Source organism: Nostoc sp. (assembly GCF_036917355.1).
Taxonomy (GTDB): Bacteria; Cyanobacteriota; Cyanobacteriia; order Cyanobacteriales; family Nostocaceae; genus Nostoc.
Window position 1 is genome coordinate 103,519 of the sequence record NZ_JBALDP010000065.1, and the last position, 15,132, is coordinate 118,650.

Genomic DNA, 15,132 nt, shown 5'->3' on the forward strand with positions numbered 1-15,132 from the left:
ATTATGAGTATCTTTTTTCACGAACAGCTTTACCGCAGCAATGCTGTGATGGCAAAGCTAAAAAATTATCCTGTAACAATTTGTGGCGCTGGAGCATTAGGAGCTAACATTGCGGAAAACTTAGCTCGGTCTGGTTTTGATAAACTTACAGTAATAGATCGCGATCGCATTGAGGAGCGCAATCTTTCGACTCAGCCTTACTACCGTTCCGATGTGGGAGCGTTCAAAGCGAAAATCTTGGCGAACAATTTATATCGAGCAATTGGTACTAAAGTTGATGCCAAAACAAAGGAGTTGACACCAGCAAATACAAATCAATTACTTCAAGACAGCCAGCTAATTATCGATGTCTTTGACAATAGCGTGGCACGTCAAGCAGTGAAAGATTATGCTGAAAAATTAAGCGTACCCTGCCTTCATGCTGGGCTATCGGCTGATTATGCAGAAGTGATTTGGAATGACGTTTATCGCGTTCCTTCGGAGGTTAATGATGATGTCTGTGATTATCCGTTGGCACGAAACCTGGTGATCTTAACTATTGCTGTGGCGTGTGAAGCGATCGTTTCATTTATTGCCACAGCAGAACAGCGTAACTTCAGCATCACCCAGAAGGATCTGACTGTTCAATCTCTGTTTTTGTAGATTGTGTCGTTATCTCCCCACTCCCTACTCTCCTATATTCAGCAATTTCGCCATCGCCAACCGTTGCAGTTTACCAGTAGCACCACGAGGTAATTGATCTAAAATGTGAATCTGCCTGGGAACTTTGAAGTCTGCCAGCATAGTTGCACAGTGAGCTAAAAGTTCTTTTTCGCCAGCTTTCGCTTTCAGAACCACAGCCGCGTGGATATCTTCTCCTAAAGATTTGTGGGGGACGGCAAAGGCTAAGGCTTCGGCGACGGCAGGATGGCGCAGCAAGACATCATCCACTTCTAAAGGAGAAATTTTTTCTCCACCCCGGTTAATCAATTCTTTAATCCGTCCAGTCAAGCGGAGGTAGCCGTCTGCATCCACTGCACCCTGATCCCCTGTGCGGAACCAACCGTTCACAAAAGCAGTGGCGTTAGCTTCTGGATTGTTTTCGTAGCCATCTATAACGTTGGGTGCTTTTATCACCACCTCGCCCAAGCTTCCCTGAGATAACAGGTTGCCTTCGGAGTCCATAATGCCCACTTCTACGCCAAAGCCATAACCTACAGTACCTGGTTTTCTGACTTTTGGCGGTAGGGGATTGGTGGTCATTAAGTGAGATGCTTCAGTCATACTGTAAGATTCCACCACAGGAGCATTCAGAGTTGCCTCTAACTGTTCAATGATAATCGGCGGCAAAGAAGCGCTACTAGAGCGAATGAAACGAAAGCGGTTTGCTTTGACAATTTCTGGGTTGCGACTAGCACGCGCCAAAATTGTCTGGTGCATGGTTGGCGCTGCGGAGTACCAGGTGGGTTTGTAGGTATCTACCAGTTTCCAAAACTCCAAGGCATTAAAACCATTGGGACAAACTAATGTACCACCCGAAGCCAGAGTTGCCAGCAAACAGCCCACCAATCCGTGAACATGGAACAAGGGCATTAGGCAAAGTGTAGTATCAGCTGCTGTGAGTGAGTAAGCACTAATCAGGTTGCCGGCTGAAGCAATTAAGTTGCGATGACGAATCGGCACACGCTTGGGACGACTGGTAGTGCCGCTAGTGTGGAGAATCATCGCTATATCATCAGCGTTGGGGGCTGTGGGATTCGCGGATTCTGCTGGTTCTGAGACTGTTTTGACTAATTCAAAGCTTAATGTACCGTCAGTATTTACCTTGGCATTAATCAGCATCATGTCGGGTGTGACACTAGCAATGGCTGCTTCTGGCCCCTCAGACAACGTAATCAGTGCTTTTGCTTGGGTATCTTGATAGTAAAAGGCAAATTCTTCTTGTTTGTATTTGGGATTTAAGGGTGCAGCAGTGCCACATAAGGCAGCAGCCAAAAAGGTAATCGCCATTGGTGAACCGTTAGTCATGGCAATGGCAATGCGTTCTCCCTGTTTCAATCCAAAGCTGTTGAGTTGAGATACCAGTCCAATAACATTCTCGCGTAATTGCTTATAAGTTAGCGATCGCCCCTCAGACGTAACTAGGGCTGGATGATTGTCTTCTCCTACTAAAAGCTCAAATAAATTCATTAATTTTTCTGACTTGTAAATACATGATTTAGCTTAAACAAAAAATTGTTACTTAGCTTTTAGTTATGAGATAGTGCTAGAATGCTGTTATTAACAACAATATTTTAAACATCCTCATAACAATTCCCATGACAAAATTTTGTTATGGAGATCATCCTGTAAAATCATAAAAGTGTACATTGAATAAATTTGTGGATCTGCGCTCAAGTAGATAGAGTTATTAGGATTAATTCTCAAAATGCTCTTGGAGTACGCCTTTGAATATAAACTAGAAGAAATTCGTTCAATAGTTTATATAAATAGCCGTGTACTCAATTTCCAAAACATATTAATAGCAATTATGAATCCCATAAAAATTACTATGTTGGGCGAAAGCTTGGAGCGCCAAGGTGGAATAGTTTCTGTGGAAAAGCTCATTCTTGAAGAAACTAACTCTGATATTCAAATTAAACACATTACGACTTTACCGAATGGTTCTACTGTCTATAAAGTGTTAGTTTTTTTGCAGGCAATAGGTGAGTTATTTTGGAACTTATTAAACCAAAGAACTGACCTAATTCACATCCATGTTTCAGATAGAGGTAGCGCTTTTCGTCATTCAATCACTACTCTTATTGGTTGGCTATTTCAAAAACCAGTAATTATTCATACTCATAGTGCTGATTTTCATTTGTTTTACTCTAAACTACCCCAATTGCTTAAGCAGTGGCTAAGTTGGTCGTTTTGTAAATGTACCCGTTTCATTGTTTTATCAGATAGCTGGAAAAAATTCTACATTGAGAATCTTGGCTTGAAATCAGAACAAGTTATTGTTCTGCCTAATCCAGTAAAAATTCCCGCACAAATTCCACAGCGAATAGATTCCAAACAGATATTTTTCTTATTTTTAGGGCGCATTGGTGAGCGCAAAGGTACTTTTGATTTAATTAAAGCATTTGCTTCTATGCCTGTTGCTCAACAAAGCCAAGCCAAGTTAGTTATAGCGGGGGATGGAGATATAGAACAAGCTCGTAGTTTGATACCAACTCTAAATCTTACTGACTACATCACTATTCTTGATTGGGTAGATCGAGAAAAACGTGACGAGCTTTTAACTAAAGCTGATGTCTTTGTGTTACCTTCCTACAACGAAGGTCTGCCTATGGCACTATTAGAAGCAATGAGTTGGGGTTTGGCAGTTATCACTACCCCAGTAGGAGGAATACCCGAAATAGTTACTCAAAATCAGAATGGTTTATTAGTTAATCCAGGGGATATTCAACAATTGTCAGAGGCAATGCAATCTTTAATTGCAGACAAAAATCTGAGAATATCTTTGGGAAATAATGCACGAGTCAGAGTTAAACACTTGGACATTAACAAATATCTTACGTCTTTAAGAGGTATTTATACAGCAGTTATCAATTGATAACCATCTTGATGAAAGTAGGTTTAAGTTACATAGCCTATGTATTAAACACCAAATTTAAAAACGACATAATATATTCTGTATGCAAGGAGAATAGGTATTACAAAGGTAGGAATTTAATTTAAGATTAGGAAAATTTAAGGTAGCGATAAAGGTATTATTATTTTGTTGTTCTGATTCTTCTAAACTTGGTATACTGGCTAATAAGTGAGGGAGTGCAGAAATGAAAACTTTTCCGGAAGTTAAATTGTTTGATACAAGATTTCATAAAATTCAAGTACAAGAATTAGTTGATTATTTAATAGAAGCAGCAAAAAATAAAAAAAAGACAGTTATAGGGCATGTGAATATCAGAGCAATGAATTTCGCTTATGAAAAGTCTTGGTATCGAGATTTTTTGAATAAAGCTGATTTAGTATTTTGTGACGGATTTGGTGTAATGGTAGGAGCTAGATTCAATGGTTATTCAATGCAATCTGCACATCGAATGACAGCACCAGATTACATAGAAGATTTAGCATTAAAGTGCGAACAAGAAAACCTTTCTTTATTTTTGTTAGCAGGAAAACCTGGCGTAGTAGATAAGGCAATTATTAAGTTAGGAACAATTGCGCCTAATTTACGCATACAGGGACATCATGGTTATTTTGATAAATCAGGAAAAGAGAATAATTTGGTAATAGAAAAAATTAATAAATTCCAACCAGATATTTTATATATTGGTTTTGGTATGCCATTACAGGAACGCTGGATTTTAGATAACTTCAATAAAATTGAAACTACTGTATTTTTACCTTTAGGTGCTTGTCTAGATTTTTATACTAACTCTATATATCGCGGGCCGCGTTGGTTGACTGATAATGGTCTGGAGTGGTTAACACGCTTAATTACTGAACCTACTCGTTTAGCAGACCGTTATATTTTAGGTATTCCATTATTTTTTTATCGTGTAGTTAAACAGCGAATCACTCAAAGAATGATAACAAATCGCTAAATAAATTTTTTCTAAATTTCGCATTTGTTATGACCATGACTGCCCAAAAGTGGCCAATTGTTTCCCCTACCTCTGCGGCCAAGACTAGAATTAGAATTGACGTGACATTCTCCTAGTAGCCAAAGTGCCAGACTCTCTGCCATTAAGCGATCGCTATCTTGCCTTAATCGATGAAATTGTCGAAACCACCCTCAAGGGCAAAATTAGCTCTGTAGAACAGGTGTATCAAATGCTGCTAAAAGGTATTACTTCCGGGACAGGGGAAGTCTTTGAGCTAGCTTTGAGCGACCGCCTGAATTCTCTCCAAAGCCAAGTAGATAGCGAAAAAGACGAACTCAAGAAAGCCAAGGCGACTCGCAGTTTGAGAGCCATTAAGACAATTCAAAGTCAATGGCAACGCTGGCAAGAGCAAAATAAAGCCACAGAAGCGATCGCCTTTGCCGCTACAGAAATTACTACAGCCTCTGCTAGCGATCGTCTAGCGACATTTATCCGGGTTACTGACCCGAATCAGAAGTATCCGCTAAATTTACAACAGTTACAGCAGTTATCAAAGGCATTGCAGCAATTTGCTCAGGCAAATTCTGATTTAGAACAATTTTCCGAAGGGATTACCCGTGGTTTAGCTTCTTGGCAGCGATTGCAAGACAACTTGCTCAGTTGGATGTACGAGCAAAAAGAATCTTTGGGATTTGGTGGTGTACCGGGAGAACGCGGTCCTTGGGCAAGTTGGGCTAAACAACTTAATAGTGAGTTACCCAAAACACTACTTCGCACCTTAGCTAGGGAAGAATCCGCAATTGAGTTTGCCGAGCGACAGCGTGGTATCATCCTCAGAGATTGGGTGGAAATGGCATTAATTTTACAATTCTTGCAACGGGGACTAATTAACTGGTTTGACCAACAAGCTTACGATGTTAAAGCGGGGCCAAAGTTGTCCATTTCCACTTTTTTGACCTTTGCAGTGATTTGGAGTCAGTTAGCAAGTGGTTTTAGGAGCGTTGGGACAATATACAGCGATGCCTGTTCTCAAATCATGCTCCAGATTTTACGAACCTTTGCCCAGCGTCCGTATTTTCCATTTTACGGCGGAATTTTTGCCTCTTTTACTGGTACTTATTTACGCGATGCCCTAGATTATTTAGATGAACCACTGCGAAGAGGTGAGGGAACCCAAGAAAAAGCACGAATTTTGACCCTTTTAGGTTATTCTCAGCGTGCTTTGGGACAATACCAGCGCTCAATTGATTTTCATCAGCAGGCGCTAGAGATAGCCAGGAATGCAGGCGATCGCACCTGTGAAATTGCCAATCTCAATCACCTCAGCCGTACCTACGTGCAACAGCAAAATTATGCTGAGGCAATTAACTACAGTCAACGAGCATTAATACTAAGTCGGCAAGCAGGCGATCGCACCGGAGAAGCAAATGCGCTGGTAAATTTAGGTTACAGCGAGGTCATGCAAGCTCAGGAACTAGAAAACCTAGAACCCGAAACCTATGAAGCTGCAATTAACTATTTGGAACAAGGTTTAAAATTATCAGAAAAATTAGGCGATCTTCAAAGTAAAGCCTTATGTGTCAGCAGCTTAGGAATTGCCTATTTAGTAATCGGAGAACACCAAACTGCAATTAAATATCTGGAAGATGGTTTTAAAACAGCGCAAGTTTCCGGTGATTTGTATCTCCAAGGGCGGAACTTAGCTTATTTAGCAGAAGCCTATTATCATCTGCAAAATTCCGAAAAAACTGTTTATACAGGTTGCTTGGGAATGTATCTTTTAGAGCAAATTGCTTCTAATGAGTGGCGTCAAGCAGCCGGGTTACTGACAATTTTACAAGGACAAATAGGGGCAGAAGCTTTCCAAAGGTTCTTACAGCAACATCGCCCGAAAATTATTGCTGTTATCGGTGTAGATGGGTACGATCACATTCCGCAATTGTTAGAAGAATATAAGGGAGATATGTAAGGCTTTGAAACCCCCATTCCCTGATAGGGAATGGAGGTTAGGTTTGCGAGGCTTTAATGTTACCAAAAATACTTTTCAAACAATTTATTAAGAGAAAATTGTGCAGATTGGGAAGAAAATGTTAGTAAAAGTGATTGTTACATTAGAATTCACATCTGCACTCTACTGTCGCAATCGTTTTTTTTGGTTATCCACTGAAATAAAATGTTATATCTAATACAATGAATACTCACAGGATTGCGATCGCCTATGGACAAAACCCAAAACCCAACAATTCGTAGTGTGAAATTTTAAGTTGTGGAATGTAGGTGAGAATCACTTGGCTCATCGGTTTCAAAAATCGGATAAAGATGCTTAAGTTTGACACGAGCATCTTCAGTAGTAAAACGCCAAATTACTTTACTTGCAGTGCAGTTGCGTTCTTTTTGCCAAGCAGCCAACTCAATAGAAAGTTTTTCAATACAAGGAATACGTTTATCTAAACATTGTTGGCTTAAGACGCTTAATTCAATAGACTTCTTGCAAAAGTCGGGGGAAAGGGTAAAGAAACTCAAAATCCTTTCCCTTTAACCTTTACCCTTTTCCCTAAGAGCGCAAAAACATATTTTTGCAAGAGGTCTAATCTCAGCAACATTGAGCCAACTACCATTACGGGGAGTGTAATAAATCTCTAGTTTTCGAGCTAAACGATGAGCAACAGGAGCCGGAAAAGCTTCATATAAAGAAGCAATTTTATGAGTGTTGAGATGATCGCAAAGTAATTTAACTTTGTTAGCTTTGGGATAGTCTTCATCTAATAGTTGACGGACTTCACTAGCCCAATCTACACGAGTCCGATGGTCACGATTGCTGACTCTTCGCCAGCCTCGATTGGGGTCAAAGAACATAAATAAAGCTTGAACTCACCGAACGAGTGTAGTGATAATCTTCCTTTGTATCATGACCAGGGGTGATAGGAATCGGCTCAAAAACATGGTCAGTTAACTGTATAGAAGCCTCATCCATACAGATCAGGGGTTCCTCTTGACTATGCTCTTGGGAGTATAAGTCTAAAACTACTTCCATTTGGGAAATAAAACGTGCATAGTCCCGTTCCGGGATACAAAACCTTTATATTTTCCACGGACGTAATTCGTTATCTCGTTTTAGAAAAAATAAGGTGCGTTAGCTGTTTTGGTAACGCACCATCTATTAGCAATTGCAGATTAATAAATCCACATTTTTTATTCTTCTGGCTCTAAATCGACTTCTTCCTCTTCATCTTCTTCACTGGCTTTAGCTACAGAGTTAGCAGAAACAACAGCGCCTTTATCTAACTTTTCACGCACCAGTTTCTTAATTTCTTCAGCAAATTCAGGCTTTTCTTCTAGATACTTAATGGCGTTGTCTCGTCCTTGGGAGATATTATCGCCGTTGTAACTATACCAAGCACCTTTGCGGATAATAATGCCAGTTTCTTCTGCTAAGTCAACAACACAACCCAAGGTAGAAATACCTTTACCAAAAATAATGTCAAATTCCGCTATTCTAAAAGGCGGCGCTACTTTATTTTTGGCAACTTTGACCTTAACGCGATTACCATATTCATCTGTACCTTTTTTCAAGGTTTGAATCCGACGAATATCCAAACGCACCGAAGCGTAAAATTTCAATGCATTACCACCAGTAGTAGTTTCTGGGCTACCGTAAGTAACACCGATTTTTTGCCGCAACTGGTTGATGAAAATTACTGTACAACCAGATTTACCAATGTTACCAGTAATTTTACGTAGGGCTTGGCTCATTAACCGCGCTTGCAGACCAACGTGAGCATCACCCATATCGCCTTCAATTTCAGCACGGGGAACCAGCGCTGCTACTGAGTCAATGACTACAATATCAACCGCAGCAGAGCGTACAAGCTGATCGACAATTTCCAAAGCTGATTCGCCGGTGTCAGGTTGGGAAATCAGCAAATTGTCAATATCTACACCCAATGCCGCAGCATAAGTCGGGTCTAGGGCGTGTTCAGCATCAACGAAGGCAGCAATACCGCCATTTCTTTGCACTTCGGCGAGCGCATGTAGCGCTACTGTAGTCTTACCCGAACTTTCCGGCCCATAAATTTCAATTACCCGACCTTTGGGTAAACCACCACCCAATGCTAAATCTAGGGTAAGCGCTCCACTAGAAATTGTTTCCACCCGCATCCGGGTAGCATCGCCCAAGCGCATGATTGCTCCTTTACCAAAGCTGCGCTCAATCTGGTTTAGCACCATAGTCAGTGCTTTTTGCTTGCCTGAAGTATCGGTGTTGATAGCCATTCCTGTCTCTAATGCCTCTTAATATATGGTTTTAAGGAGTGTTGCTCTGGGAGTTTGAGTAGAACAGATATACTATTTTAACCAGAAAATTCTGGAATAGGACTTCTCAAATCAAAAAAAGGGTGTGACAAGATCGTAACTCGATCGCTACCAGATTAGGGTAGTTTTGCACAATGATACCAACTTGCATTAAGAGATAGCTTTTTTTGGCTGGGTAAGCAAGGGTTTTCAAAGAAAAAATAAATTACCTAAACAACACTGTTAGTAGAACCGTACTCGTGAGCATTTGCGGAGGTTGCTCAATTCGGAGCGATCGCCATTCCAATAAGCATATCATCTACAGCGACTTCATTGGGAGCGACTTCATTGGGTCGGGATTAGACTTCTTGCAAAAGTCGGGGTAAAGGGTAAGGGGGAAAGGGTAAAGAAACTCAATTAACCTTTACCCTTTTCCCTAAGAGTGCAAAAACATATTTTTGCAAGAGGTCTATTGATGTAGAAGGCTTTTAGGGTAGTAGTAAAGGGATTTTCAATGCTTTAGGTAACTTTTAGCTTTGAGAAGCTATGATGCTCAGTCGTACTTGCTGCCTATGAGCTTGACGTATAATTGTACCAATACAGGAGAAAACATCATGGCTAAAGTTAATCTAGATGCTCTGATTCCAAGAGAGGATTTTGATGTAGAAGAAAATATTAATCTGGGCAAGAAAAAAGAAACAATTTCTATTGAAGACCTTAAGATAGACTCATTCTTCTTTTCAAACATCAGAAAACCTGATTTTCAAAGAGAAACTAACGAATGGGATAAAAATAGAATTCGATTGATCGTATCCAGCGTAAAGAAGATGGCGGATTGGCGAGTGTAGATAACGGACAGATAACGCATCCATATTGTAATGCAGGATATAAAAATTAAGTGATAAAATACATCTGCATTAGAGCATTCAGCTAATGGCAAAACTTAATGGCACTTCATCTATTACCATTGTTACTATAAACGTCAGTTATCTAGTTTTAGTGAATAATTTAAATCCTGAATCCTTTGATAATGAGATAAATTACCCGTAACTAAAGTTATATTATGACTGATGGCAATTGCAGCAATCATACAATCGGGATAACCAATTCTTTTTCCGGTTATCTCTAAATCAGCGTAGATTTTTCCTGCTAATACTGCTTCTGTTAAGTCAAAGGATAATATTTCCTGTGAAGTCAGTATAGTTAAAAATTGCTGAAGACGTTTTTCTTGCTTACGTTTTTGCCAGCCTTCTACAATTTCCATGACTGTAATTGCAGAAATTGTATATTTATCAAACTGGTTTAGGTAACTATTGGCTTTGACAATAATACGAAGATTTACTCGTTTAATAATTTCTGAAAGAATATCCGTATCAAGTAGGGACTTTTCTACTTTATTCATCCGATCTAGTATATCCTCTTTTTTCCATCGCCTCAGCAACAATTTCATCAACGATTTCTGGAACATCAGCATATAATCCCATTAAAGGATCGTTTTTCTCCTGAATTTCTGCTAAACGTTCAATTACGTGACTAATCAATTCTGATAGAGTTGATTGATTGACTATTGCCAGAGTTTTTGCTCGTTCAAACGTGGGTCTGTCTAGTTCAAGTTCTATTTTTTCCATTATGGTTTTAAACTCTGTTTAGCGATTAATTTAAGTCTAATAGATTTTTTGGATATTTTCAGTTTGATTATTCAACAAAATAGCTATCAATTAATGTTATTTGCTAAGATTTGATCAGGCATTTGCTTTCGTATATCTTTGATGACTTTCGACCTTCCCGACTCTCTGATTCTCGATACGGCGCTTTCGGTATCTGGATTAACTGACTATATCCGCTTGCTGTTAGAGCAAGATGAACAATTGCGGCAAGTTTGGGTAACTGGCGAAGTTTCTAGCGCTAACAACCATCGCAGTGGGTTATTTTTCACGCTGCAAGATCCCGATCGCAACGCCGGAATTAAGTGTGTAGTATGGAATAGCCAATTGCCCAAACTCGCCCAAATGCCTGTTCCTGGCGAACAGATAATCATTTTGGGTAGCATTCGCGTCTATCCGCAACGAGGAGAGTATCAGTTATCAGTTTGGCAGACTCTACCTGCTGGTGTGGGTTTACAGGCGTTACGCTATCAACAACTCAAAAATCGCTTGCTGGCTGAGGGGTTATTTGACGCGCAAAGAAAGCGATCGCTTCCCACTCACCCCCAAACAATCGCTGTCGTCACTTCACCAACTGCGGCGGCTTGGGGTGATATTCAAAAAACCCTGAAGCAAAGGTATCCAGGTTTACACGTTTTATTTTCTCCCGCGACCGTACAAGGCGAACAAGCGCCAGAATCTATTGTCAAGGCAATTGAGCGGGTGGAAAGAGATGGTCGCGCCGAAGTGCTAATTTTATCGCGGGGTGGTGGTGCGGTGGAAGAATTAGCTTGCTTTAATGATGAACGAGTGGTGCGATCGCTTGCTTGTTGTTCCATTCCTGTAATTACTGGGATCGGCCATCAACGAGATGAATCTTTAGCAGATTTAGTTGCAGATGTATGTGTGCATACACCGACTGCGGCAGCAGAAATGGTTGTGCCAGCACTTTCAGAGTTGTATGTTGAGCATCGGCAGCGAGTTGTCGCTTTACATGAGGCGGTGCATGACTTTAGAGAAAATGCTGAGAATAAACTGCAAGTATTACGTAATCGTTTGCGACGTTTGCGGTTAGATCGGCAAGTGCAGCAGGAAGTGGAAAAGCTTGCTTGGAAGCGTCAGCATTTGGTGCAAATTACGACGGGGCGATCGCAGCAAGCAACGCAGCATTTAGAATTATTGCGGCAAAAGTTGGCTAGTCTTGACCCGAAAGCGGTGTTACAGCGTGGTTATGCGGTGGTGAGAAGGGAAGATGGTGCGATCGCTCGTTCGGCGGTGGAGTTGGCTGTGGGGCAAGATTTAGTGATTCAGTTGGGGCAGGGTGGAGTTAAAGTGAAGGTTATGGAAATAAACGAACCGCAGAGACGCAGAGGACGCAAAGAGGTTAATGGTTAAACGTAAGGGTGCTTCTAGTTCTGAGGAAGATTGGAATTATGAGGCCAAGGTTGCTGAGATAGAGGGCATTATTACTCGCATTGAGGCGGGTGAGTTGGAATTGGAAGCTGTGTTTGACCAATTTGCAACTGCTGTGGAATATTTGCGTCAGTGCGAAGGTTTTTTGCAGCAGCGACAACAGCAGGTAGATTTGTTGATTGAAACATTAAGCCAAGAGTAGATGTCGGAGACTCTAGTTTAAGTCTAGGCTAGTAGTAATACAGGAGTTCGCTCTTAGGTGAGGTACAAAATACAGGACTCAAAATCTCAGATATAACGCAATACAGTTCAGAATGAGCAACAAAACACTTGTAGAGACGGCGATTTATCGCGTCTAAATCCCCGTCACAAAACTTAATTACGAAGTACATTAGGGTAGCGGGGTGTAGCCCATTACGAATTATTTAAGCCAGAGTTCTAACGAGGAGTTGGATAAACCGAGAATGACTGATGAGATCATAGATTTGACAAACTGCGATCGCGAACCGATCCACATTCCAAGTTTGATCCAGCCTCACGGGATTTTACTGGTTTTGCAAGATCCCACCCTGGAAATCCTTCAGGTGAGCAGTAACAGCCAGGAAGTTGTTGGCCGTCAACCTGATGAATTGCTGGGCAAGCCGCTATCAGATTTACTCAATGTCAAGCAGATTAAACTAATTCAACAATGTCTGGCAGAGGATTTTGAGAGCGTTAATCCGCTCAATTTGTCCATCAAACATCAAAAGAAATCAATTCATTTTGATGGCATTGTCCATCGTTTAGATACTATTATTATTCTGGAATTGGAGCCGAGAAAAGCGAAGGAAAAAACAGGCTTTTTTGACTTCTATCAACAGGTAAGAGGAATCATTACCCGGATTCAGAAAGCACCAACATTGCTAGAAATGTCCCAGATTGTGGTTACAGAAGTTCGGCGAATCGCTGGCTTCGATCGCGTTATGGTCTATCGATTCGATCGCGAAGGAGCAGGCAGCGTCATCGCTGAAGACACCAATCAGGAAACGCCCTATTTGGATTTACACTATCCGCCCTCTGACATTCCCAAGCAAGCCCGACAGCTATACACTCTCAACTGGCTGCGGCTAATTTCAGATGCTAGCTACCAGCCTGCCACCTTAATTCCAGCAAACAATCCCTTGACAAATCAACCGTTGGATCTCAGTCTCTCGGTGTTGCGGAGTGTTTCTCCGATTCATCTAGAGTACCTGCAAAATATGGGCGTGACCGCCTCCATGTCTATTTCTCTGATGCACGAGCAAAAGCTTTGGGGATTGATTGCCTGTCACCATTCGTCACCCAAATATATTTCTTACAATATCCGCACCATCTGCGAGTTCATTGGACAGGTAATGTCTGTGGAACTGGCAAATAAAGAAGCAAGTGAAGATATTGATTACAAAAGTCAATTGAAGTCATTACAAACTAAATTTGTGGAAGGGTTGTCTCAGGCTGAGTATTTCCTGGATGGTATGGTGCAACTGAAATCTCAATTACTAAATCTGATTGGCGCCACAGGAGCGGTGATATGTAGTGACGACCAGTATATTCAAGTGGGTAAAACCCCATCAAAGTCAGAGATTCACGCCTTACTTGATTGGATTAAACCTCAACTACATCATAATTTGTTTGAGACGCGATCGCTTACGAAAAATTACCCTGCTGCCGAGTCATTTAAAGCGATCGCTAGTGGCGTTTTAGCTCTGGAAATTTCCAAAGTTCATCACAATTACATTCTCTGGTTTCGCCCAGAGGTAATTCAAACGGTGAATTGGGGCGGCAACCCCAACAAGCCTGTGGAAGTTTTCTCAGATGGCAGTTTAAGAATGTCTCCTCGCAAATCCTTTGAATTATGGCAAGAAACGGTGCAAGGATCTGCCCTACCCTGGAAACCCTGTGAAATTGAGGTGGTTACTGAACTGCGAAGTCTGATTGTGGGCGTTGTGTTACGGCAGGCAGACAAACTGGCATCGATGAATTTTGAATTACAACGGAGTAACGAAGAACTTGATTCTTTTGCATACGTTGCCTCCCATGACCTCAAAGAACCGCTGCGGGGCATTCACAACTACGCTAACTTCTTAATGGAAGATTATGCAGACATACTAGATGGCGATGGAATAGCGAAACTGCAAACCTTGGTGCGGCTGACGCAGCGAATGGAAGACCTGATCAATTCTCTCCTCCATTTCTCGCGGTTGGGACGCGCCGAACTGATCCGGCAATCAGTGAATCTGCATGAGTTAGTACCCCAGGTAATCGCCACCTTAACCATTTCCCGACCGCAGAGCGAAGTTGAGTTTCGCATTCCTCAACCCCTGAAGAGCGTTCAATGCGATCGCGCTCAGATTAATGAACTCTTCAGCAACCTGATTAGCAATGCCATTAAGTACAATGATAAACCAGAAAAATGGGTCGAAATTGGTTTTATTGAAGGAAATGGGGAAAAAAAAGTTGCTTCTACTTCTGTAACTTTCTATGTTCGTGATAACGGCATTGGCATCTCTCAAGAACATCTTGACAAAATCTTTCAAATCTTCCGCCGCTTACATGGACGGGACGAATTTGGCGGTGGGACTGGCGTAGGGTTAACCATTGCCCGCAAAATTGTGGAACGTCATGGTGGTAGAATTTGGGTGCAATCTACACCAACTGTTGGTAGTACATTTTACTTTACCCTGTCGGCGGAGGCAAATACATGACTCAAATTTCAGCCTCCCCGACGCAGGAAATGCCACTACTTTTAATTGTCGAGGATAGTAACGAAGACTTTGAGGCACTGCAACGATTTCTAGGGCGATCTACCATTGCGATCGCTATTCAGAGGTGTGTGAATGGAGAACAAGCCTTAGCCTTTCTTTATCGCACTGGTAGCTATGTGGAACGCGAAAGCGCGTCCCGTCCAGGCTTGATTGTGCTTGACTTGAACCTACCTGGAACCGATGGACGAGAAGTGTTACGCCGGATTAAACAGGATGACAACTTGAAAATGATTCCGGTGGTGGTGTTTACTACCTCTAACAATCCTAAAGATATTGAAGTATGCTATCAATATGGTGTAAACAGCTACATCGTTAAGCCAATCAATTTTGCTCAACTGAAACGAGATATTCAGATGCTCGTAGAATATTGGTTTGAAGTGACGACGCTGCCTGATTATCCCAAGGGTTAGTCATGAGCCAGATATCTCGCAC

13 protein-coding genes and 2 pseudogenes are annotated in these 15,132 nt (G+C 41.5%); 9 read left to right on the top strand and 6 right to left on the bottom strand.

Annotation, left to right across the window (positions count from 1 at the left end):
• The first annotated feature begins 3 nt into the window (after positions 1–3).
• Entirely contained in the window at positions 4–642 is a 639-nt protein-coding gene (locus tag V7K53_RS21670) for a HesA/MoeB/ThiF family protein (protein ID WP_335199606.1), read from the top strand.
• A gap of 24 nt (positions 643–666) precedes the next feature.
• Here V7K53_RS21670 and V7K53_RS21675 read toward each other — a convergent pair whose 3' ends face one another.
• A complete protein-coding gene (locus V7K53_RS21675) occupies positions 667–2,169 on the bottom strand; it encodes an acyl--CoA ligase (RefSeq protein WP_335199607.1) in 1,503 nt (500 codons plus the stop codon).
• Positions 2,170–2,407: 238 nt separating this feature from the next.
• Between V7K53_RS21675 and V7K53_RS21680 the strand changes: the two genes are divergently transcribed.
• The 3 genes from V7K53_RS21680 (at position 2,408) to V7K53_RS21690 (ending at position 6,540) form a co-directional block, all read left to right on the top strand.
• The gene (locus V7K53_RS21680) at positions 2,408–3,577 is read left to right on the top strand and encodes a glycosyltransferase family 4 protein (RefSeq protein WP_335199608.1); all 1,170 of its coding nucleotides are present in this window, start codon (positions 2,408–2,410) and stop codon (positions 3,575–3,577) included.
• A 223-nt stretch (positions 3,578–3,800) separates the two neighbouring features.
• Complete coding sequence (locus V7K53_RS21685; RefSeq protein ID WP_335199611.1) at positions 3,801–4,571, top strand: WecB/TagA/CpsF family glycosyltransferase; 771 nt, start codon at positions 3,801–3,803, stop codon at positions 4,569–4,571.
• Positions 4,572–4,695: 124 nt separating this feature from the next.
• On the top strand, positions 4,696–6,540 hold the full coding sequence (locus tag V7K53_RS21690; protein ID WP_335199612.1) for a tetratricopeptide repeat protein: 1,845 nt from the start codon (positions 4,696–4,698) through the stop codon (positions 6,538–6,540).
• 290 nt (positions 6,541–6,830) lie between these two features.
• Here V7K53_RS21690 and V7K53_RS21695 read toward each other — a convergent pair.
• The 3 genes and pseudogenes from V7K53_RS21695 to recA form a co-directional block, all read right to left on the bottom strand.
• Positions 6,831–7,052: pseudogene (locus V7K53_RS21695) on the bottom strand (IS630-like element ISMae25 family transposase); the annotation flags it as partial.
• A 111-nt stretch (positions 7,053–7,163) separates the two neighbouring features.
• Positions 7,164–7,677, bottom strand: a pseudogene (locus V7K53_RS21700) (transposase); the annotation flags it as partial.
• An 86-nt stretch (positions 7,678–7,763) separates the two neighbouring features.
• Entirely contained in the window at positions 7,764–8,843 is a 1,080-nt protein-coding gene (gene recA, locus V7K53_RS21705) for a recombinase RecA (protein WP_012409437.1), read from the bottom strand.
• A gap of 632 nt (positions 8,844–9,475) precedes the next feature.
• Between recA and V7K53_RS21710 the strand changes: the two genes are divergently transcribed.
• Complete coding sequence (locus tag V7K53_RS21710) at positions 9,476–9,709, top strand: hypothetical protein (RefSeq protein ID WP_335199613.1); 234 nt, start codon at positions 9,476–9,478, stop codon at positions 9,707–9,709.
• A 134-nt stretch (positions 9,710–9,843) separates the two neighbouring features.
• Here the strand turns inward: V7K53_RS21710 and V7K53_RS21715 are convergent, their stop codons facing one another.
• Both V7K53_RS21715 and V7K53_RS21720 read right to left on the bottom strand, forming a co-directional pair.
• Positions 9,844–10,263, bottom strand: coding sequence for a type II toxin-antitoxin system VapC family toxin (locus V7K53_RS21715; protein ID WP_335199614.1), 420 nt, complete (start codon positions 10,261–10,263; stop codon positions 9,844–9,846).
• Entirely contained in the window at positions 10,256–10,489 is a 234-nt protein-coding gene (locus tag V7K53_RS21720) for a hypothetical protein (protein ID WP_335199616.1), read from the bottom strand. The genes V7K53_RS21715 and V7K53_RS21720 overlap by 8 nt, the downstream gene beginning before the upstream one ends.
• 141 nt (positions 10,490–10,630) lie before the next feature.
• On the opposite strand from V7K53_RS21720, the gene xseA reads away from it, so the two are divergent.
• The 4 genes from xseA (at position 10,631) to V7K53_RS21740 (ending at position 15,110) form a co-directional block, all read left to right on the top strand.
• Positions 10,631–11,899 (top strand): exodeoxyribonuclease VII large subunit, encoded by a 1,269-nt coding sequence (gene xseA / locus V7K53_RS21725; protein WP_335199617.1) that lies wholly within the window; start codon positions 10,631–10,633, stop codon positions 11,897–11,899.
• Complete coding sequence (gene xseB / locus V7K53_RS21730) at positions 11,892–12,119, top strand: exodeoxyribonuclease VII small subunit (RefSeq protein WP_335199618.1); 228 nt, start codon at positions 11,892–11,894, stop codon at positions 12,117–12,119. The genes xseA and xseB overlap by 8 nt, the downstream gene beginning before the upstream one ends.
• Before the next feature lie 262 nt (positions 12,120–12,381).
• A complete protein-coding gene (locus V7K53_RS21735) occupies positions 12,382–14,640 on the top strand; it encodes an ATP-binding protein (RefSeq protein ID WP_335199619.1) in 2,259 nt (752 codons plus the stop codon).
• Positions 14,637–15,110 carry a response regulator gene (locus tag V7K53_RS21740; protein WP_335199620.1) on the top strand — a complete coding sequence of 158 codons (474 nt, stop codon included), beginning with the start codon at positions 14,637–14,639 and terminating at the stop codon, positions 15,108–15,110. Before V7K53_RS21735 ends, V7K53_RS21740 begins: the two co-directional genes overlap by 4 nt.
• The last annotated feature ends 22 nt before the right edge of the window (positions 15,111–15,132 follow it).

Bases quoted from the DNA above. Each gene is read 5' to 3' on its own strand.
- V7K53_RS21715 (WP_335199614.1), bottom strand. From the start codon at position 10,263: ATGAATAAAGTAGAAAAGTCCCTACTTGATACGGATATTCTTTCAGAA.
- V7K53_RS21710 (WP_335199613.1), top strand. From the start codon at position 9,476: ATGGCTAAAGTTAATCTAGATGCTCTGATTCCAAGAGAGGATTTTGAT.
- V7K53_RS21670 (WP_335199606.1), top strand. From the start codon at position 4: ATGAGTATCTTTTTTCACGAACAGCTTTACCGCAGCAATGCTGTGATG.
- V7K53_RS21740 (WP_335199620.1), top strand. From the start codon at position 14,637: ATGACTCAAATTTCAGCCTCCCCGACGCAGGAAATGCCACTACTTTTA.
- V7K53_RS21680 (WP_335199608.1), top strand. From the start codon at position 2,408: ATGCTCTTGGAGTACGCCTTTGAATATAAACTAGAAGAAATTCGTTCA.
- V7K53_RS21685 (WP_335199611.1), top strand. From the start codon at position 3,801: ATGAAAACTTTTCCGGAAGTTAAATTGTTTGATACAAGATTTCATAAA.
- V7K53_RS21735 (WP_335199619.1), top strand. From the start codon at position 12,382: ATGACTGATGAGATCATAGATTTGACAAACTGCGATCGCGAACCGATC.
- V7K53_RS21720 (WP_335199616.1), bottom strand. From the start codon at position 10,489: ATGGAAAAAATAGAACTTGAACTAGACAGACCCACGTTTGAACGAGCA.
- recA (WP_012409437.1), bottom strand. From the start codon at position 8,843: ATGGCTATCAACACCGATACTTCAGGCAAGCAAAAAGCACTGACTATG.
- xseA (WP_335199617.1), top strand. From the start codon at position 10,631: ATGACTTTCGACCTTCCCGACTCTCTGATTCTCGATACGGCGCTTTCG.
- V7K53_RS21675 (WP_335199607.1), bottom strand. From the start codon at position 2,169: ATGAATTTATTTGAGCTTTTAGTAGGAGAAGACAATCATCCAGCCCTA.
- xseB (WP_335199618.1), top strand. From the start codon at position 11,892: ATGGTTAAACGTAAGGGTGCTTCTAGTTCTGAGGAAGATTGGAATTAT.